General features: G+C 73.4%; 17 protein-coding genes. 13 read left to right on the forward strand and 4 right to left on the reverse strand.

Annotated elements, in window-relative coordinates:
* The first annotated feature begins 1 nt into the window (after position 1).
* The 9 genes from ACFOY6_RS08260 (at position 2) to infC (ending at position 8,552) form a co-directional block, all read left to right on the forward strand.
* A complete protein-coding gene (locus ACFOY6_RS08260; protein ID WP_109516455.1) occupies positions 2 to 178 on the forward strand; it encodes a cbb3-type cytochrome oxidase subunit 3 in 177 nt (58 codons plus the stop codon).
* A gap of 2 nt (positions 179 to 180) precedes the next feature.
* A complete protein-coding gene (gene ccoP, locus ACFOY6_RS08265) occupies positions 181 to 1,056 on the forward strand; it encodes a cytochrome-c oxidase, cbb3-type subunit III (RefSeq protein ID WP_109516456.1) in 876 nt (291 codons plus the stop codon).
* A 6-nt stretch (positions 1,057 to 1,062) separates the two neighbouring features.
* Positions 1,063 to 2,547, forward strand: a complete 1,485-nt coding sequence (gene ccoG, locus ACFOY6_RS08270; RefSeq protein WP_379650087.1) for a cytochrome c oxidase accessory protein CcoG — start codon at positions 1,063 to 1,065, stop codon at positions 2,545 to 2,547.
* 13 nt (positions 2,548 to 2,560) lie between these two features.
* A complete protein-coding gene (locus ACFOY6_RS08275) occupies positions 2,561 to 3,064 on the forward strand; it encodes a FixH family protein (RefSeq protein WP_181378053.1) in 504 nt (167 codons plus the stop codon).
* Positions 3,061 to 5,433: a heavy metal translocating P-type ATPase gene (locus ACFOY6_RS08280; protein ID WP_379650089.1), complete on the forward strand. Its 2,373-nt coding sequence runs from the start codon at positions 3,061 to 3,063 to the stop codon at positions 5,431 to 5,433. Before ACFOY6_RS08275 ends, ACFOY6_RS08280 begins: the two co-directional genes overlap by 4 nt.
* Entirely contained in the window at positions 5,430 to 5,594 is a 165-nt protein-coding gene (gene ccoS / locus ACFOY6_RS08285; protein WP_109516460.1) for a cbb3-type cytochrome oxidase assembly protein CcoS, read from the forward strand. The genes ACFOY6_RS08280 and ccoS overlap by 4 nt, the downstream gene beginning before the upstream one ends.
* Positions 5,591 to 5,776 (forward strand): hypothetical protein, encoded by a 186-nt coding sequence (locus ACFOY6_RS08290; protein ID WP_109516461.1) that lies wholly within the window; start codon positions 5,591 to 5,593, stop codon positions 5,774 to 5,776. The genes ccoS and ACFOY6_RS08290 overlap by 4 nt, the downstream gene beginning before the upstream one ends.
* Before the next feature lie 227 nt (positions 5,777 to 6,003).
* Positions 6,004 to 7,959 (forward strand): threonine--tRNA ligase, encoded by a 1,956-nt coding sequence (gene thrS, locus ACFOY6_RS08295; RefSeq protein ID WP_109516462.1) that lies wholly within the window; start codon positions 6,004 to 6,006, stop codon positions 7,957 to 7,959.
* A gap of 80 nt (positions 7,960 to 8,039) precedes the next feature.
* Complete coding sequence (infC, locus tag ACFOY6_RS08300; protein WP_109516463.1) at positions 8,040 to 8,552, forward strand: translation initiation factor IF-3; 513 nt, start codon at positions 8,040 to 8,042, stop codon at positions 8,550 to 8,552.
* Between the two features lie 104 nt (positions 8,553 to 8,656).
* Here the strand turns inward: infC and ACFOY6_RS08305 are convergent, their stop codons facing one another.
* Complete coding sequence (locus tag ACFOY6_RS08305) at positions 8,657 to 9,379, reverse strand: DUF1028 domain-containing protein (protein ID WP_379650092.1); 723 nt, start codon at positions 9,377 to 9,379, stop codon at positions 8,657 to 8,659.
* A gap of 151 nt (positions 9,380 to 9,530) precedes the next feature.
* On the opposite strand from ACFOY6_RS08305, the gene guaA reads away from it, so the two are divergent.
* Positions 9,531 to 11,093, forward strand: a complete 1,563-nt coding sequence (gene guaA / locus ACFOY6_RS08310) for a glutamine-hydrolyzing GMP synthase (protein WP_379631046.1) — start codon at positions 9,531 to 9,533, stop codon at positions 11,091 to 11,093.
* Between the two features lie 32 nt (positions 11,094 to 11,125).
* Here guaA and ACFOY6_RS08315 read toward each other — a convergent pair whose 3' ends face one another.
* Positions 11,126 to 12,013, reverse strand: a complete 888-nt coding sequence (locus ACFOY6_RS08315; RefSeq protein WP_379631044.1) for a LysR family transcriptional regulator — start codon at positions 12,011 to 12,013, stop codon at positions 11,126 to 11,128.
* Between the two features lie 146 nt (positions 12,014 to 12,159).
* Here ACFOY6_RS08315 and ACFOY6_RS08320 point away from each other — a divergent pair, with 146 nt between their 5' ends.
* Positions 12,160 to 12,870 carry a type 1 glutamine amidotransferase domain-containing protein gene (locus tag ACFOY6_RS08320; protein ID WP_379631042.1) on the forward strand — a complete coding sequence of 237 codons (711 nt, stop codon included), beginning with the start codon at positions 12,160 to 12,162 and terminating at the stop codon, positions 12,868 to 12,870.
* A 64-nt stretch (positions 12,871 to 12,934) separates the two neighbouring features.
* Here the strand turns inward: ACFOY6_RS08320 and ACFOY6_RS08325 are convergent, their stop codons facing one another.
* Positions 12,935 to 13,312: a winged helix-turn-helix transcriptional regulator gene (locus ACFOY6_RS08325; protein ID WP_379631040.1), complete on the reverse strand. Its 378-nt coding sequence runs from the start codon at positions 13,310 to 13,312 to the stop codon at positions 12,935 to 12,937.
* Between the two features lie 100 nt (positions 13,313 to 13,412).
* Here ACFOY6_RS08325 and ACFOY6_RS08330 point away from each other — a divergent pair, with 100 nt between their 5' ends.
* Both ACFOY6_RS08330 and ACFOY6_RS08335 read left to right on the forward strand, forming a co-directional pair.
* Positions 13,413 to 14,477, forward strand: a complete 1,065-nt coding sequence (locus ACFOY6_RS08330) for an SDR family oxidoreductase (RefSeq protein WP_379650095.1) — start codon at positions 13,413 to 13,415, stop codon at positions 14,475 to 14,477.
* A 307-nt stretch (positions 14,478 to 14,784) separates the two neighbouring features.
* Positions 14,785 to 16,131 (forward strand): PQQ-dependent sugar dehydrogenase, encoded by a 1,347-nt coding sequence (locus tag ACFOY6_RS08335; RefSeq protein WP_379650097.1) that lies wholly within the window; start codon positions 14,785 to 14,787, stop codon positions 16,129 to 16,131.
* Between the two features lie 9 nt (positions 16,132 to 16,140).
* On the opposite strand, the gene ACFOY6_RS08340 is transcribed toward ACFOY6_RS08335, so the two are convergent.
* Complete coding sequence (locus tag ACFOY6_RS08340; protein ID WP_379650099.1) at positions 16,141 to 17,325, reverse strand: multidrug effflux MFS transporter; 1,185 nt, start codon at positions 17,323 to 17,325, stop codon at positions 16,141 to 16,143.
* Between the last annotated feature and the right edge of the window lie 16 nt (positions 17,326 to 17,341).

Here is a 17,341-nt window from a genome sequence, read left to right on the forward strand (position 1 = left end):
GATGCTCGCGATCTACCCGCTGCTGAAGGCCGCCTGGGTGGTGTGGTTCTTCCTGCTGTTCGGCTTCATCCTCGCCTGGGTGCTGCGGCCGGGCCGGCGCCACGCCTACCAGGCGCTGGCCGACATTCCCCTGCGCGACGAGGCGCCGCGCGCGCGGCGCCCGAACCGGAGCATCTGACGATGCCGACCAAGATCGAGAAGGACGCCGTCAGCGGCCGGGACACCACCGGCCATGAGTGGGACGGCATCAAGGAACTCAACACGCCGCTGCCGAAGTGGTGGATCTACACCTTCTACGCCACCATCGTCTTCGCGCTGGTGTGGGTGGTGCTCTACCCGGCGCTGCCGATCCGCGGCGCCACCGGCGTCACCGGCTGGACGGCGCGCGGCGCCATCGTCGACGAGATGGTGGAGCGCGCCAACCAGCAGGCGCCGATGCTGAACGCGCTGCGCGGGGCGACGCCGCAGCAGATCGTGGCCGATGCCGACCTGCGCAACTTCGCCCTCGCTGGCGGGCGCGTGGCCTTCGCCAACAATTGCGCCGGCTGCCATGGCGCGGGCGGGCAGGGCGCGCCGGGCGGCTTCCCGAGCCTCGCCGACGATGACTGGATCTGGGGCGGCAAGCTGGACCAGATCCGCGACACCATCCGCCACGGCGTCCGCAACACCGAGGACGAGGCGGCGCGCGCCACCATGATGCCGCGCTTCCTGGCCGACGGGCTGCTGAAGCCGGCGCAGGTGAACGACGTGGCCGAGCATGTGCTGGGCCTCTCCGGCCGCGCCACCGACCCCGCGGCCGCCGGGCGCGGCGCCGCCCTCTTCGCCGAGAACTGCGCCAGCTGCCATGGCGAGCGCGGCCTCGGCAACCGCGAGATGGGCGCGCCCAACCTGGCCGACCAGGTGTGGCTCTATGGCGGCGACAAAGCGGCGGTGGTGCACAGCATCGCCTATGCCCGCGCCGGCGTGATGCCCTCCTGGAGCACGCGGCTCGACCCGGCGGTGGTGAACATGCTCGCCGTCTATGTCCACGCCCTCGGCGGCGGCGAGGCGGAGTAGCGCGCCATGGGCCGGATCGACCCCGCCGACAGGACCGCCCCGCCGCCGGAGCCCTCGCTCTACGCCAGCCGGCAGAAGGTCTATCCGCGCGCCGTGCAGGGGCGGGTGCGGCGGGCGAAATGGGCGATCCTGGCCCTCTGCCTCGCGCTCTACTACCTGGTGCCCTGGCTGCGCTGGGAGCGCGGCCCGGGGATGCCGGACCAGGCGGTGCTGGCCGACATCGCCAATGCCCGCCTGTTCCTGTTCTGGATCGAGATCTGGCCACAGGAGATCTACTTCCTCACCGGGCTGCTGGTGCTGGGCGCCATCGGCCTGTTCGCCGCCACCGCGCTGTTCGGCCGCGTCTGGTGCGGCTTCACCTGCCCGCAGACGGTCTGGACCGACCTGTTCATGTGGGTGGAGCGGAAGATCGAGGGCGACCGCAACGCCCGCATGAAGCTGGACGCGGCGCCCTGGAGCCGCGCCAAGCTGGCGCGCAAGGCGGCCAAGCACGCCGCCTGGCTGGCCATCGCCGCGGCCACGGGCGGCGCCTGGATCATGTATTTCCAGGACGCGCCGACAGTGACGCGCGAGATCCTCACCGGCGGCGCCAGCCTCGAGACCTACTTCTTCTTCGGCCTGTTCACCGCCACCACCTATGTGCTGGCCGGCTGGGCGCGCGAGCAGGTCTGCACCTACATGTGCCCCTGGCCGCGCTTCCAGGCGGCGATGCTGGACGAGAACTCGCTCGTCGTCAGCTACCGCGCCTGGCGCGGCGAGCCGCGCGGCAAGGCCAAGGCCGAGGGCATCGGCGACTGCGTCGACTGCCGCGCCTGCGTGCATGTCTGCCCCACCGGCATCGACATCCGCGACGGGCAGCAGCTCGAATGCATCGGCTGCGGCCTGTGCATCGACGCCTGCGACGACGTGATGCGCAAGCTGGGCCGCCCCAATGGCCTCGTCGCCTTCGAGACGCTGGCCAACCTCGCCGCCAGCGAGGCCGCCACCGCGGGCCTGGCACCCGGCCCGGTGCGGCAGGTCTGCGGCATGAAGGCGCGCCAGCCGGTGCGCTTCTCCCGCCCGCGCACCTGGATGTATGCCGGCGTGCTGGGCGCCGTGGCGCTGGTGATGCTGGGCGCCTTCCTGCTGCGCGACACCGCGACGCTGACCGTGCTGCGCGACCGCGCGCCGCTCTATGTCCGCCTCTCCGATGGCGCCCTGCGCAACGCCTACACGCTGAAGCTGGCCAACCGCCGGCGCGGCGAGGCGGCGCTGGCCCTGGCGCTGGACGCGCCGCAGGGCTTCCGCCTGGTGGTGCAGGACAGCGAGACGGACGCCGCCGGCCGCCCGCTGCTGGCGCTGCGGCCGGACGGGGTGACGCAGTGGCGCGCCCTGGTCACCGCGCCCGCGGGCCTGCGGCTGGCGGAGAGCACGCCGGTGCGCTTCCGCCTGCTGGATGCGGAGGGCCGCACCGTGCTGTCCGAGCGCAGCGTCTTCCTCGGCCCGAAGTAAGGGAGTTTCCGCCATGGATGGCTCGACCGCCGCCGCCGCCCCGCTCCCCCGGCCCCGCCGCAGCGGCTGGATTCCCTGGGTGTTCGTCGGCGGCATGGCGCTGGTGATCGCGGTGAACGGCGTGCTGATCTGGGCGGCGCTGTCCAGCTTCACCGGCGTCACCGTGGGCCGCGCCTATGACCGCGGCCTCGCCTACAACGACGTGCTGGCCGAGAGCGCCCGGCAGCGGGCGCTGGGCTGGCGCGCCACGCTGCGGCTGGAGGAGGGGGTGCTCGCCCTCGCCGCCGAGGATGCGGCGGGCCGCCCCGTGGCCGGCACGGTGCAGGGCCTGCTGCTGCGCCCGCTGAGCGGCGAGACGGTGCCGCTCAACTTCGCCGCCGCCGCGCCGGGCCACTTCCTCGCCGAGGCGAATCCGCCATGGCCGGGGCAGTGGGAGGCGCGGCTGGTGCTGACCGGCCCGGGTGGCCGGCAACTCGACATCCGCCAGAGGATCGTGGTGAGGAGCGCCGCGCCATGACCGCGCTGCTGGCTGAGGCGGCGCCCCGGGGTGCCGCCGCCTGCGCCCATTGCGGCGCGCCCCTGCCGGAGGGGGCGGCGCGCTTCTGCTGCGCCGGCTGCGCGGGCGCGCACGCGCTGGTCTCCGGCCTCGGCCTCGATGCCTTCTACCGCCGGCAGGAGACCGCCGCCGGCACGCTGCGCCCGGCGGAGGCCCCGCCCGAGACGGATTTCGCCGCCCTCGCCCTGCCCGGGCGCGGCGGCACCCACAGGCTGGAGCTGATGGTCTCCGGCCTCACCTGCGGCGCCTGCGTCTGGCTGCTGGAGCAGGCGCTGGCGCAGGAGCCGGACGTGCTGCGCGCCCGCGCCAGCCTCTCGGCCCGCCGGCTCACCCTGGAATGGCGGGGCGGGGCGGCGCGCGCCAACGCGCTGGTGGCGCTGATCGCCCGGCTCGGCTTCCGCGCCGCGCCCTGGTCCCCCGCCTGCCTGCGCGCCACCGAGGATGCCGAGGGGCGGGCGCTGCTGCGCGCGCTCGGCATCGCCGCCTTCGGCATGATGAACGTCATGCTGGTCTCGGTGGCGGTCTGGGCCGGCACCGACATGGGCGAGGCCACGCGCCACCTGATGCACTGGCTGGCGGCGCTCATCGGCCTGCCGGTGGTGCTGGTGGCGGGCATGCCCTTCTACCGCTCCGCCTGGCACTCGGTGCGGGCGGGGCGGCCGAACATGGATCTCGCCGTCTCGCTCGGCATCCTCGCCACCACGGCGATGAGCCTCTCCGAGACGCTGCGCAACGGCGACTACACCTGGTTCGACGGTGCCACCGCCCTGCTGGCGCTGCTGCTGGCGGGCCGGGTGCTGGACCGCGCCGCGCGCCGCCGCGCTCGCCAGGCGGTGGCCGAGCTGCTGGCGCTGCAGGAGGGCACGGTGCAGCGGCTCTGCTCGTCGGGGGTGGCGGAGTCCTGCCCCGCCGCCGCCATCCGCGCCGGCGACCGCATCCTGCTGGCGCGCGGCGAGCGGCTGCGGCTGGACGGGGTGGTGGATAGCCCCGAGGCGCTGGTCGACACCGCCGCCACCTCGGGCGAGAGCCTGCCGCGCCTGCTGCGCCGGGGCGAGGCCCTGGCCGCCGGCGCGGTGAATCTCGGCGACCCCTTCGTGCTGCGCGTCACCGCCGCCCTGGCCGACGGCTCGCTCGCCGCCATGGCGCGGCTGCTGGAGCGGGCGGAGCAGGCGCGCGGCCGCTTCGTCTCCATCGCCGACAAGGCGGCGCGCTTCTACGTGCCGGCGGCGCACGCGGTGGCGCTGGCCACCTTCCTCGGCTGGTGGCTGTGGGTGGGCGTCTCCTGGCAGGCGGCGCTGGTGCCGGCCGTCGCTGCGTTGATCATCACCTGCCCCTGCGGCCTCGCCATCGCCGTGCCGGCGGTGCAGGTGGCGGCGAGCGGCGCGCTGTTCCGCCGCGGCGTGCTGGTGGCCTCGGCCACCGCGCTGGAGCGGCTGGCCGGCGCCGGCCATGTGGTGCTCGACAAGACCGGCACGCTGACCGAAGGCCGCCCCGTGCTGCTGGAGGAGCCGGGCCGGCGCGTCTCGGCGCTGCGCGAGCCGGCGGCGCAGGCGCGGGCCTCGCGCCACCCGCTGGCGCGCGCGCTGGTGGCGGCCTGCCCCGACGCGCCCCCCGCGCCGGAGGGCGTGGTGGAGGTGCCGGGCCAGGGCCTCCGCCTCGCCGGTGTGCAGGGGGGCGGGCCGGAGGGCGAGACGCGCCTCGGCAGCGCCCCCTTCATCGGCCTGCCGCAGGAGGATGAGGGGCTGACGCTGTGGCTGGCGCGCCCCGGCCTCTCCCCCGTGCCCTTCCGCTTCGCCGACCGGCTGCGGGAGGATGCCGCCCCCGCCGTGGCGGCGCTGCGGGAGCTGGGGCTGGAGGCCGAGCTGCTCTCGGGCGACGCGCCGCCGGCGGTGGAGGCCGCCGCCCACGCCACCGGCATCGGGCCCTGGCAGGCGCGCGCCACGCCGGAGGGCAAGGCGGAGCGCATCGCCGCGCTGAGCGTGGCCGGGCACCGGCCGCTGATGGTGGGGGATGGCATCAACGACGCCGCCGCCCTGGCGCTGGCGCATGTCTCGGCCACGCCGCAGGGCGCCACCGACCTGGCGCAGGGCGCGGCCGACCTGGTGCTGCGCGGGGAAGGGCTGGGGGCGCTGCCCTACGCCATCCGCGTGGCACGGCGGGCGCAGCGCCTGGCGCGGCAGAATATCGCCTTCAGCTTGATCTACAACATGGTCGCGGTGCCCTGCGCGGTGCTGGGATACGCCACGCCGCTGATCGCGGCGCTGGTGATGGCCTCCTCCTCCATCATCGTCATCCTCAATGCGCTGCGCGCCGGGAAGGTGAAGGCATGAGTGCCCTGCTGCTGCTGGTGCCCCTGGCGCTGTTCCTGGGCGGCCTCGCCCTGCTGCTGTTCCTCTGGACGCTGCGCGCCCGCCAGTATGACGACCTGGACGGCGCCGCCGCCCGCATCCTCTACGACGACCTGCCCTCCAAGCCGCGAGACCCCCGATGAGCCCCACCCGCATCTTCTTCCTGCTGTTCTCGGCGCTGATCGCCCTTACCGGCCTGCTGGCCGCCGGCGCCTCGGTGGACGGGCCGCTGACCCTGTTCGGCCTCGGCCTGTTCCTGTTCGGGGTGTTCTTCGCCCTGTTCCTGGTCAAGCGCACCTATGACGAGGCGGAAGATCTGGGCTGAGGCGCGCGGCTTCCCGGCCGCCACCGCCGGCCGGGACACGGCGGGAGAAGGGGGACCTTCGAGAAGCCCCCTGCGGCCATGCCCCTGTGGCATGGCCGCCTCCCTTCCCCCGGGGCGGCGCGGCAGCGGCCTTCACCCCATATCAACCCATTAGCCGTTGACGCGCTGCGCCCGCGCCCTCATGGTCCGGCGCCCTTTTTCCACCAGCTTCTGGGAATGGATTTCCGATGCCTGCGATCACGCTGCCCGACCAGTCCGTCCGCGTCTTCGACGAGGCGGTGACGGGCACCACCGTGGCCGCCGCCATCGGGCCCGGCCTCGCCAAGGCGGCGCTGGCCATGCAGGTCGATGGCGTGCTGCGCGACCTCTCCCACCGCATCGAGTCCGACGCCGCCGTGCGCTTCATCACGCGGCGCGACCCCGAGGCGCTGGAGATGATCCGCCACGACGCCGCGCATGTGCTGGCGGAAGCCGTGCAGGAGCTCTACCCCGGCACGCAGGTGACGATCGGCCCCGCCATCGAGGGCGGCTTCTACTACGACTTCGCCCGCAACGAGCCCTTCACGCCCGAGGACTTCCCGGCGATCGAGGCGAAGATGCGGGAGATCATCTCGCGGAACGCCGCCTTCGTGCGCGAGGAATGGCCGCGCGAGGAGGCGATCGCCTTCTTCGAGGCCAAGGGCGAGCGCTACAAGGCCGAGCTGATCCGCGACCTGCCGGTGGAGGTGCCGATCAGCATCTACCGCCAGGGCGAGTGGCTCGACCTCTGCCGCGGCCCGCACATGCGGAGCACGGGCGACATCGGCTCCGCCTTCAAGCTGATGAAGGTGGCCGGCGCCTACTGGCGGGGCGACCACCGCAATGCCATGCTCAGCCGCATCTACGCCACCGCCTGGCGCGACCAGAAGGAGCTGGACGCCCACCTGCACCAGCTGGAGGAGGCGGAGCGCCGCGACCACCGCAAGATCGGCAAGGAGATGGGCCTGTTCCACCTCCAGGAGGAGGCGGTCGGCAGCATCTTCTGGCACCCCAAGGGCTGGCGCCTCTACAGCCGGGTGCAGGACTACATGCGCCGCCGGCTGGACGCCGCCCTCTACCAGGAGGTGCGCACGCCGCAGCTGGTGGACCGCAAGCTGTGGGAGGCCTCCGGCCACTGGGAGAAGTTCCGCGAGAACATGTTCCTGGCGACCGTGGACGACGAGTCCGAGAAGGACCGCCTGCTGGCCCTGAAGCCGATGAACTGCCCCTGCCATGTGCAGATCTTCAATCAGGGCCTCCGCAGCTACCGCGAGCTGCCGCTGCGCATGGCCGAGTTCGGCGCCTGCCACCGCTACGAGCCCTCCGGCGCGCTGCACGGCATCATGCGCGTCCGCAGCTTCGTGCAGGACGACGCGCACATCTTCTGCTCGGAGGACCAGATCGCCGGCGAGACGGTGGAGTTCGTCGCGCTGCTCTCGGCGATCTACCGGGATTTCGGCTTCGAGAGCTTCCGCGTGAAGTTCTCCGACCGGCCGGAGAAGCGCGCCGGCGACGACGCCACCTGGGACCGCGCCGAGGGCGCGCTGAAGCAGGCCTGCGCCACCGCCGGCGTGGAGTACGAGCTGAACCCGGGGGAGGGCGCCTTCTACGGCCCGAAGCTGGAATTCGTCCTGCGCGACGCCATCGGCCGCGACTGGCAGTGCGGCACGCTGCAGGTGGATTTCGTGCTGCCCGAGCGGCTCGATGCCCAGTATGTGGGGGAGGATGGCAACCGCCACCGCCCCGTCATGCTGCACCGCGCCATCCTCGGCTCCTTCGAGCGCTTCCTCGGCATCCTGATCGAGGAGCATGCCGGGCGCTTCCCGCTCTGGCTGGCGCCCGTCCAGGTGGCGGTGGCCACCATCGTCGACGAGGCGGCGCCCTTCGCCCGCCAGGTGGCCGCCGCGCTGCAGAAGGCCGGGCTTGCGGTGGAGCTGGATCTGCGCAATGAAAAGATCAACCGCAAGGTCGTCGACCATATCGACCAGCGCGTGCCCGTGCTGGCCGTGATCGGCCGGCGCGAGGCGGAGGAGGGCAAGGTGGTGCTGCGCCGCCTGCCCGGGCGCGAGCAGGTGACGCTGACGCTGCAGGAGGCCGTGGCCACCCTTGCGGCGGAGGCAACGCCTCCCGATCTGAAAGAGCAGGCAATGGTTGCAGCAGCGTGACTGCTGCACCATAAGACTCACCCAAAGCGTTTCAACAGCGACAGGAGCCGACTCTGGCCCGAGGCCCTATTCCGAACCAATTGCCCGCCCGCGACGGACCGCGTGTGAACGAGGATATCCGCGTTCCGCAGGTGCGCCTGATCGACCAGGACGGCGAGATGCTCGGCGTGATGAGCGCGCGCGAAGCCCTGCTGCGCGCCTATGAGCTGGGCATGGATCTCCTGGAGATCAGCCCCAACGCCGTGCCGCCGGTCTGCAAGATCACCGACTACGGCAAGTACAAGTACGAGCAGCAGAAGAAGGCCAACGAGGCCCGCAAGAAGCAGAAGATCGTCGAGATCAAGGAAATCAAGGTTCGCCCGAACATTGATGACCATGATTACGACGTGAAGATGCGCGCGGCCAAGTCCTTCATCGAGGAAGGCGACAAGGTGAAGGTCACCCTGCGCTTCCGTGGCCGCGAGATGGCCCACCAGGACCTGGGCGTGAAGGTTCTGGAGCGCATCCGCACCGAGCTGGCCGAGCTGGCCAAGGTCGAGCAGATGCCGCGCCTCGAGAACCGCCAGATGATCATGGTGCTGGCGCCGCGCTGAGCGGCCCGCGCCTCATCCGAGCCGCCGGCCTTGTGCCGTCGCGAAGGCCCAGGGACATCGCCCCTGGGCTTTTTTTTTTGCGCCCGGCCTTCCTCGTGCCCCCGTCAGCGGCGCGGGAAGCGCAAATCCAGCCCTCGCGCGCGCCAGCCGGCCTCGATCATCGCCTTGTCGATCAACCCGGAAGGGTCGGCCTTGCGCGGCGCGGTGGCCAGGCCCGGCGCCCGCTCCCGCCGCCAGACGCCGAGCAGGCGGCGCAGCTCCACCAGCGGCTCCGGATGGTCGTCCACCCGCAGGTCGATGTCGGGGAAGTCCTCCGTCGTCACCAGCTTCATGGCGGCCGATTGCCGGCCGCGCCGGTCGCCGCCCGCGGCCTCGCCGGCATCCAGCGCCAGCACCAGCCGCTCGGGCAGCAGCAGCCCGGTGCCGGCGCGGAAGGTGGCCGCCGTCTCCCCCACCACGGCGGGGTTGGCCAGCATGTTGCCGGCCACGCTGAAGCCGGGGCCGGATTGCGAGCCGGCCCATTCCACGCAGCTCTCGCCGGTCCAGGCGGCGGTGCGGCCCTGGCGGTCCACGGCGTGGATCTGGCGCAGCGCGCGGCCGTCGTCGCCGGCCAGCGCGCCCTCGATGGCGGCGGCGGGGGCGAGGCCGCGCGCCATGCCGTCCAGCACCGCCGGGCCGAGGTAGCGGTTGGTGAAGGACTGGGTCGAGACCGCGCCCACCCCCGCCCGCACATAGGGGCAGGAGGCACCGACCGCGAAGGCGCAGGTGGTGACGGCCACGGCGAAGGCGCCGGTTGCGGGATCGTGCGCCACGATCGACCAGGTCATTGGAGTTGTCGTCCCGTTGGAAAGTTCGCTTCCCAGCGTGGCGGCGGGCCCGCCGCCGATCAAGGGGCGGCCCGGCACCATATCGGTGCCGCAACCCTGCCGCGCCGCGCAAGAGCCTTGCCTCGGCGGTGCGGTTGTGGTGGAAGCCGGCATGGCCGACCTCTCCTCCCACGACCGCATCCTCATCCTCGATTTCGGCAGCCAGGTGACGCAGCTGATCGCGCGCCGGGTGCGGGAATCGGGCGTCTATTGCGAGATCTGGCCGTTCACGGCCGATGCCGCGCGCATCCAGGGCTTCGCCCCGAAGGGGATCATCCTCTCGGGCGGCCCGGCCAGCACCGTGGACGAGGGCAGCCCGCGCGCGCCGCAGGTGGTGTTCGAGATGGACATCCCCGTGCTCGGCATCTGCTACGGCCAGCAGACCATGTGCATGCAGCTCGGCGGGCTGGTCGAGAAGAGCGACCACCAGGAATACGGCCGCGCCTATGTCGAGGTGCAGGAGGATTGCGCGCTGACCCGGGGCCTCTGGTCCCCCGGCGCGCGCGAGCAGGTGTGGATGAGCCATGGCGACCGCGTGGCGCGGCTGCCGGAGGGGTTCCGCATCGTCGCCACCAGCCCCGGCGCGCCCTATGCCATGGTGGCCGATGACAGCCGCCACTTCTACGGCATCCAGTTCCACCCCGAGGTGGTGCACACGCCGCACGGCACCCAGCTGCTGCGCAACTTCACCCACGAGGTGTGCGGCTGCCAGGGCGACTGGACCATGGCCGCCTTCCGCGCCGAGGCCATCGCCCGCATCCGCGCCCAGGTGGGGGACGGCAAGGTGGTGTGCGGCCTCTCGGGCGGCGTCGATTCCTCCGTCGCCGCCGTGCTGATCCACGAGGCGATCGGCGACCAGCTCACCTGCATCTATGTCGACCATGGCGTGATGCGCGCCGGCGAGACCGAGCAGGTGGTGCAGACCTTCCGCGACCGCTTCAACATCAAGCTGGTGCACCGCGACGCCTCCGACCTGTTCCTCGGCCAGCTCGCCGGCGTCACCGACCCCGAGAAGAAGCGCAAGACCATCGGCCGGCTGTTCATCGAGGTGTTCGAGGAGGAGCAGGAGAAGATCGGCGGCGCCGACTTCCTGGCCCAGGGCACGCTCTACCCGGACGTGATCGAGAGCGTCTCGGCCACCGGCGGCCCCTCCGTCACCATCAAGTCGCACCACAATGTGGGCGGCCTGCCGGAGGACATGCGGATGCGGCTGGTCGAGCCGCTGCGCGACCTGTTCAAGGACGAGGTGCGCGCGCTCGGCCGGGAGCTGGGCATGCCGGAGGAGATCGTCGGCCGCCACCCCTTCCCGGGGCCGGGGCTGGCCATCCGCATCCCCGGCGAGGTGACGCGCGAGAAGGTGCAGATCCTGCAGAAGGCGGACAGCATCTACCTGGAGGAGATCCGCGCCGCCGGGCTGTACGACGCCATCTGGCAGGCCTTCACCGTGCTGCTGCCGGTGCGCACCGTGGGCGTGATGGGCGATGGCCGCACCTATGACAGCGCCTGCGCGCTGCGCGCCGTGACCAGCACGGACGGCATGACGGCCGATGTCTACCCCTTCACCATGGAGTTCCTGACGCGGGTGGCGGGGCGCATCGTCAACGAGGTGCGCGGCATCAACCGCGTCACCTACGACATCACCAGCAAGCCCCCCGGCACCATCGAGTGGGAGTGAGCGGCGCGGGGGCCTGAGCCCCCGCCCGCAGCTCAGCCGCCCCCGGCCAGCGCCCGCAGCAGGATGTCCCGCGCGAAGGCGACGCGCGGGTGCCGCAGCGCCGCCCGCGCCCAGACGAGGTAGAACTGGTTGCGCGGCACCTCCCGCGGCGCCGGGATCTCGGCCAGGCTGCCATCCCCGCGCTGCTCCCGCGTCAGGTAGCCGGGCAGCACGGACCAGCCGATGCCGGCGCAGAGGCTGGCGCGCAGCACTCGCAGGTCCGGCACCGTCACCGCCGGCAGCCGCTCCAGCACGATGTCGTTCGCCTCGAGCCAGCTGCGCAGCAGCGGGCGGTCGAGGTCGTAGGCGAGGTGGGGCACCGCCGCCAGCCCCTCGCGCAGCGTCGCCGCGACGGCGATCCGCGCGGCGATGGCGGGCGCCGCCACGGCGCGCAGGTTCTCCTCGCCCACCCCCTGGCAGGCGAGGCGCGGATCCTCGGGCAGCGAGGCCGTCAGCCCGAGATGGACGCGGCCATCGAGCAGCATCTCGTACAGCGCCGCGCGGCCGCCGATATGCAGCCGCAGGTCCAGCCCGGCCTCCACCAGCGGCCCGAGGCGCGGCGCGACATGCTCGCCCAGATAGTCGGAGGGTGCTGCGATGTGGACGGTGCCCGACAGCCGCGCCGAGCGGGCGCGCGCCGTGGCCAGCGCCGCCTCCGCCGTATCCAGGCTGTTTCCAAGCGCGGCGGCGAGGTCGTCGGCGATCGCGGTCGGCTGCACGCCGCGCGGGCGCCGCTCGAACAGCCGGTGCGAGAGCTGCGCCTCCAGCGACGCCACGTGCTGCGACACCGCCGGCTGGCTCAGGCCGAGGGCGCGCGCCGCGCCGCTGAGCGAGCGGCGCCGGTAGACCTCGATGAAGGTGCGCAGCTGTGGCAGCGACATCGGGTTGCCATAAATGGATTTATGGCGGCTCGCCAGTTTTCTGGGATTTGCTGATGCCCGGCCTGTCCCATCTGGACGGCACGGACAGGACGCGGCCGGCGCGCCGTCCGCGCCGGCACACCCCCCCGACAACAGGAGACCGAGCGATGCCCCGCATCCTCATCGTGACCACCTCGGCCGACCGCATGACCCCCGGCACGGAGCCCACCGGCCTCTGGCTGGAGGAGCTGACCACCCCCTACTACGCCTTCCAAGACGCCGGCGCCGCGGTGACCCTGGCCTCGGTCGCGGGCGGCGCGGTGCCGGTCGATGCCCGCAGCCTCGGCGCCGAGGGGGAGGAGGAGGCGTCGGTCCGGCGCTACCGGCAGGACCCGGCGCTGCAGGCGGCGGTGGCTGCCACGCCGTGCTTCACCGAGATCGACCCCACGGGCTACGACGCGCTGTTCCTGCCCGGCGGGCACGGCACGATGTTCGACTATCCGGGCAGCGCGGCGCTGGCCGCGCTGGTCGAGCGCTTCGACCGCGAGGGGCGGGTCGTCGCCGCGGTCTGCCACGGCCCGGCGGGGCTGGTCTCCGCCCGCAAGCCGGACGGCACCCCCTTCGTCGCCGGCCGCCGGATCGCCGCCTTCACCGACAGCGAGGAGCGCGCGGTCGGCCTCGACCAGGCGGTTCCCTTCCTGCTGGAGAGCCGGCTGAAGGCGCTGGGCGCCCGGCACGAGGCGGGGCCGGACTTCCAGCCCTTCGCGCTGCGCGACGGCCGGCTGGTGACCGGCCAGAACCCGGCCTCGGCGGCGCCGACCGCGGCGCTGGTGATGGAGGCGCTCGGCGTGGCGGGCGCTGCGCCGCAGGCCCTGTGAGCCGCTGCGCCTGCGGACCGGCGCCGCGCCCGTGCCGCTGACGCGGTGAGGGCGGGGCGGCGCCTCAGCGGCGGGCAGTGGGGCGCCGGGCCAGCTGGTCCAGCGCGTCCGCGTTCTCCCGCCCCCAGGCATAGAGCAGCTCGACCGGCGCCACGCAGCGCTGCCCCAGCGCCGTCAGCCGGTATTCCACCGCCGGGGGCACGCTGCCCTGCACGTGGCGGGTGAGCAGCCCGCTCGCCTCCATCTCGCGCAGCGTCTGGGTCAGCATCTTCTTCGAGATGCCGGGCAGGCTGCGCAGCAGCACGCCGGTGCGCGCGGCGCCCTGGTGGCGGGCGTGCAGCGTGTGCAGCACCATGCTCGTCCACTTGGTGGCGAACAGCGCCAGCACGCGGCGCGGCGCGCAATCCTCCCGCCATTCCGCCTCGGGGCTGCCTTGGTCCATGAGTGGTTACCTTATGGTGACTATGTCCCAGATTGGTGCCGTCTGGACGCGCCTCAAGCCACCGCCCAGGTGAGGGGCGCATTTGGACCGGAGGCAGGACATGGCAGGCACGGCGCTGGTGGTCGGGGCGAGCGGCATCGTCGGCAACGCGGTGGCGGAACGGCTGCTGGAGGAGGGGTGGACGGTGCATGGCCTGTCCCGCCGCCCCGGCAGCGGCCCGGGCGGCATCCGTCCCGTCGCCGCGGATCTGCGCGACGCGGCGGGCACGGCGGCGGCGCTGTCCGGGCTGCGGCCGGAGGCGGTGTTCATCACCACCTGGCTGCGGCAGCCCACCGAGGCGGAGAACATCCGCGTCAACGCCGCCATGGTGCGCAACCTGCTGGACGCGCTGCGGCCGGGCGGCGCCACCCGGCATGTCGCGCTGGTCACCGGCCTCAAGCACTATCTCGGCCCGTTCGAATCCTACGGCAAGGGCGTGCTGCCCGAGACCCCGTTCCGCGAGGAGCAGGCGCGGCTCGACGTCGAGAACTTCTACTACGCGCAGGAGGACGAGGTCTTCGCCGCCGCCGCGCGGGACGGCTTCTCCTGGAGCGTGCACCGGCCGCACACCATCATCGGCATGGCGGTGGGCAACGCCATGAACATGGGCACCACCCTCGCCGCCTACGCCACGCTCTGCCGCGAAACGGGGCGGCCCTTCCGCTTTCCCGGCTCGGCCGCGCAGTGGAACGGCCTGACCGACATGACCGACGCCCGGCTGCTGGCCCGCCACCTGCTCTGGGCGGCGACCACCCCGGCGGCGCGCGACCTGGCCTTCAACGTGGTCAATGGCGACGTGTTCCGCTGGCGCTGGATGTGGGGGCGCATCGCCGGCTGGTTCGGGCTGGAGCCGGCGCCCTTCGACGGCACGGTGCATCCGCTGGAGCGGCAGATGGCGGAGGATGCCGGGACCTGGCGGGCGCTGGCCGGGCGGCACGGCCTGGCCGAGCCGGATCTCGGCCGGCTCGCCTCCCCCTGGCACACCGACGCCGATCTGGGCCGGCCGATCGAGGTGGTCACCGACATGTCCCGCAGCCGCCGCCTCGGCTTCCTCGACCAGCAGCCGACGGACGATGCCTTCCTGGACCTGTTTGCGCGGCTGCGCGCGGCGCGGCTGATCCCCTGAGGGGCCCGCGCGCGGAGGCGCGCCTTTGCAGGCCCGCGCGCGAAGGCGCGGCTTGGTAGGCCCACGCGCGGAGGCGCGCCTTGGTAGGCCCGCGCGCGGAGGCGCGGCTTGGCAGGTCCGCGCGCGAAGGCGCGGCTTGGCAGGTCCGCGCGCGAAGGCGCGGCTTGGCAGGGTTTTGCGGAGGCGCGGCCTGGTGGAGAGCCCGGCGGGGGCCGCGCCTTTTTGAAGCCGGCCGCGCCACCGCTCCGGCGCCGCCGGCGTTTCCTTCCGCGAGGGCCGAGGCCCGCAGCAGGAGGAAGCGCCGGCCATGACTCCAGCCAGAACCCCGCGCCATCGTGCGGCCCTGTCAGGGGCGGGGCGCTTCCTGCCGCTGGCGTTGCTGCTGCCGCTCGCCGCCTGCGGCGGCGGCGCCACCCTGCCGGAGGCCGCCGGGTACGGCCCGCACCCGCAACTGCCCGAGCCGCGCCAGGGCCTGCTGCCCACGGTGAAGGTGGCCAAGGCCACTGGCTGGCCGGAGGGCGCCATGCCCACCCCCGCGCCGGGCTTCCGCGTGCAGCCCTTCGCCAGCGGGCTCGACCATCCGCGCTGGCTCTACGAGCTGCCGAATGGCGACATCCTGGTGGCCGAGAGCAACGCGCCGCCCAAGCCCGAGGGCATGGGCGGCGGCCTCCGCGCCTGGGTGCAGGGCCTCATCATGCGCCGCGCCGGCGCTCGCACGCCCAGCGCCAACCGCATCACCCTGCTGCGCGACGCCGATGGCGACGGCCGCGCCGAGACCCGCACGGCCTTCCTGGAGGGGCTGAACTCCCCCTTCGGCATGGCGCTGGTGGGCAGCGACCTCTACGTGGCCAATGCCGACGCGGTGCTGCGCTTCCCCTACGCGCCGGGCGCCACCCGCATCGACGCGCCGGGCGAGAGGCTCTCCGAGCTGCCCGCGGGGCGCAACCACCACTGGACCAAGAGCCTGGTGGCCAGCCCGGATGGCGGCCGGCTCTATGTCGGCGTCGGCTCCAACTCCAACGTGGCCGAGCACGGACTGGAGGAGGAGCGGGACCGCGCCGCCATCCTGGAGATCGACCGCGCCACGGGGGCGCGGCGCGTCTTCGCCTCCGGCCTGCGCAACCCGGTGGGGCTGGCCTGGAACCCGCAGAGTGGCGCGCTCTGGGTGGCGGTGAACGAGCGCGACGAGATCGGCGACGACCTGGTGCCGGACTACATGACCGCCGTGCGGCCGGGCGGCTTCTATGGATGGCCCTATAGCTATTTCGGCCAGAATGTCGATGCGCGCGTCTCGCCGCAGCGGCCGGATCTGGTGGCGCGGGCCATCGCGCCGGACTACGCGCTGGGCGCGCACACCGCCTCGCTCGGCCTCGCCTTCCTGCCGGACGAGCGGATGGGGCCGGGCACGGCGGGGGCGGCGGTGGTGGGCCAGCACGGCTCCTGGAACCGCGACCCGCCGGCCGGCTACCGCGTCATCCTGGTGCCGTTCCGCGACGGGCGGCCGGAGGGCGCGCCGGTGGAACTGCTCACCGGCTTCCGCACGCCGGAGGGCGAGGCGCGCGGCCGCCCGGTGGGCGTGCTGCCCACCCGCGACGGCGCCCTGCTGGTGGCCGACGACGTGGGCAACGCCGTCTGGCGCCTCAGGCGGGAGTGAGGCGCGCGCTCAGCGCGCGCGCCCGGCGGCGGGGGCGGGCCGCAGCCGCTCGGCCAGCACCAGCGCCAGGGCGCCCGCCAGGATCAGCGCGGCCATCGGGCGCGCCGTGCCGTCGGCCAGCTGGCTGAGCAGCACGCCGCTGCACCCCGCCACGGTGAATTGCAGCGTGCCCATCAGCGCCGAGGCGGCGCCGGCCTGGTTGGCGTGGCGGCTGAGCGCGCCCACCGCCGCGTTGGGCAGCACCAGCGCCGAGGCGAACATCATGACGAAGACCGGCGCCAGCAGGCCGAGCCAGTGCGGCACGCCGAGGAAGGCCTGCGCCGCCATGACGAGCGCCGCGGCCAGGACCACCCAGCAGGCACCGCGCACCAGCCGCCGCGGCCCGAAGCGCAGCAGCAGCGGCGGGTTGCACTGCGAGCCGACGATGAAGCCCGCCGCGTTGACGCCGAACAGGATGGCAAAGGTAGAGGGCGCCAGCCCGTACTGCCCGACGAACACCGCGGCCGAGCCGCCGACATAGGCGAACATCAGGAACATCGCCGCGCAGCCCATGGCGACATGGGAGTAGAAGCCGCGCTCGCGCAGCACCGCGATGTAGCGCAGCAGCATGGCGGCGGGGCCGAGGCGCAGGCGCCGCTCGGGCGGCAGCGTCTCCGGCAGCAGGCGCCAGACCAGGGTGGCGGAGATGACGGCATAGGCGGCGCTGAACCAGAAGATCGGCCGCCACGAGCCGAAGGCGAGGAACAGCCCGCCGATGCTGGGCGCCAGGATGGGCGCCGCGCCCATCACCAGCATCAGCCGCGACATCAGCTTCGCCGCCGCGTGGCCATCGGCCAGGTCGCGCACCACGGCGCGCGGCAGCACCATGCTGGCCGAGCCCCCGAAGGCCGCCACGCAGCGCCAGAAGGCCAGCGCCTCGATGTTCAGCGCCAGGGCGCAGCCGATGGAGCCGATGATGTAGACCACCAGCCCCGCCAGCAGCGGCCGGCGCCGGCCGAGCCGGTCGGCCAGGCTGCCCTGGACGATCTGCCCCACCGCGAGGCCCAGGAACCAGGCCGCCAGGGTCAGCTCGGCCGAGCCGTGCGGCGCGCCGAACTCGGCCTCGATGGTGGGGAAGGCCGGCAGGTACATGTCGATGGAGAGCGGGCCGATCGCGGTCAGGAAGCCCAGGAGCAGCGGGAGCCAGGACGGCATGAGGCGGATTCCGGCA

The sequence above is a fragment of the Teichococcus aestuarii genome (genome assembly GCF_042651065.1).
Taxonomy (GTDB): Bacteria; Pseudomonadota; Alphaproteobacteria; order Acetobacterales; family Acetobacteraceae; genus Pseudoroseomonas; species Pseudoroseomonas aestuarii.

Bases quoted from the DNA above. Each gene is read 5' to 3' on its own strand.
- ACFOY6_RS08290 (WP_109516461.1), top strand. From the start codon at position 5,591: ATGAGCCCCACCCGCATCTTCTTCCTGCTGTTCTCGGCGCTGATCGCC.
- ACFOY6_RS08335 (WP_379650097.1), top strand. From the start codon at position 14,785: ATGACTCCAGCCAGAACCCCGCGCCATCGTGCGGCCCTGTCAGGGGCG.
- ACFOY6_RS08280 (WP_379650089.1), top strand. From the start codon at position 3,061: ATGACCGCGCTGCTGGCTGAGGCGGCGCCCCGGGGTGCCGCCGCCTGC.
- ccoG (WP_379650087.1), top strand. From the start codon at position 1,063: ATGGGCCGGATCGACCCCGCCGACAGGACCGCCCCGCCGCCGGAGCCC.
- thrS (WP_109516462.1), top strand. From the start codon at position 6,004: ATGCCTGCGATCACGCTGCCCGACCAGTCCGTCCGCGTCTTCGACGAG.
- ACFOY6_RS08260 (WP_109516455.1), top strand. From the start codon at position 2: ATGCTCGCGATCTACCCGCTGCTGAAGGCCGCCTGGGTGGTGTGGTTC.
- ccoS (WP_109516460.1), top strand. From the start codon at position 5,430: ATGAGTGCCCTGCTGCTGCTGGTGCCCCTGGCGCTGTTCCTGGGCGGC.
- ACFOY6_RS08325 (WP_379631040.1), bottom strand. From the start codon at position 13,312: ATGGACCAAGGCAGCCCCGAGGCGGAATGGCGGGAGGATTGCGCGCCG.
- ACFOY6_RS08315 (WP_379631044.1), bottom strand. From the start codon at position 12,013: ATGTCGCTGCCACAGCTGCGCACCTTCATCGAGGTCTACCGGCGCCGC.
- guaA (WP_379631046.1), top strand. From the start codon at position 9,531: ATGGCCGACCTCTCCTCCCACGACCGCATCCTCATCCTCGATTTCGGC.
- ACFOY6_RS08330 (WP_379650095.1), top strand. From the start codon at position 13,413: ATGGCAGGCACGGCGCTGGTGGTCGGGGCGAGCGGCATCGTCGGCAAC.
- ACFOY6_RS08320 (WP_379631042.1), top strand. From the start codon at position 12,160: ATGCCCCGCATCCTCATCGTGACCACCTCGGCCGACCGCATGACCCCC.
- ACFOY6_RS08305 (WP_379650092.1), bottom strand. From the start codon at position 9,379: ATGACCTGGTCGATCGTGGCGCACGATCCCGCAACCGGCGCCTTCGCC.
- ACFOY6_RS08340 (WP_379650099.1), bottom strand. From the start codon at position 17,325: ATGCCGTCCTGGCTCCCGCTGCTCCTGGGCTTCCTGACCGCGATCGGC.
- ACFOY6_RS08275 (WP_181378053.1), top strand. From the start codon at position 2,561: ATGGATGGCTCGACCGCCGCCGCCGCCCCGCTCCCCCGGCCCCGCCGC.
- ccoP (WP_109516456.1), top strand. From the start codon at position 181: ATGCCGACCAAGATCGAGAAGGACGCCGTCAGCGGCCGGGACACCACC.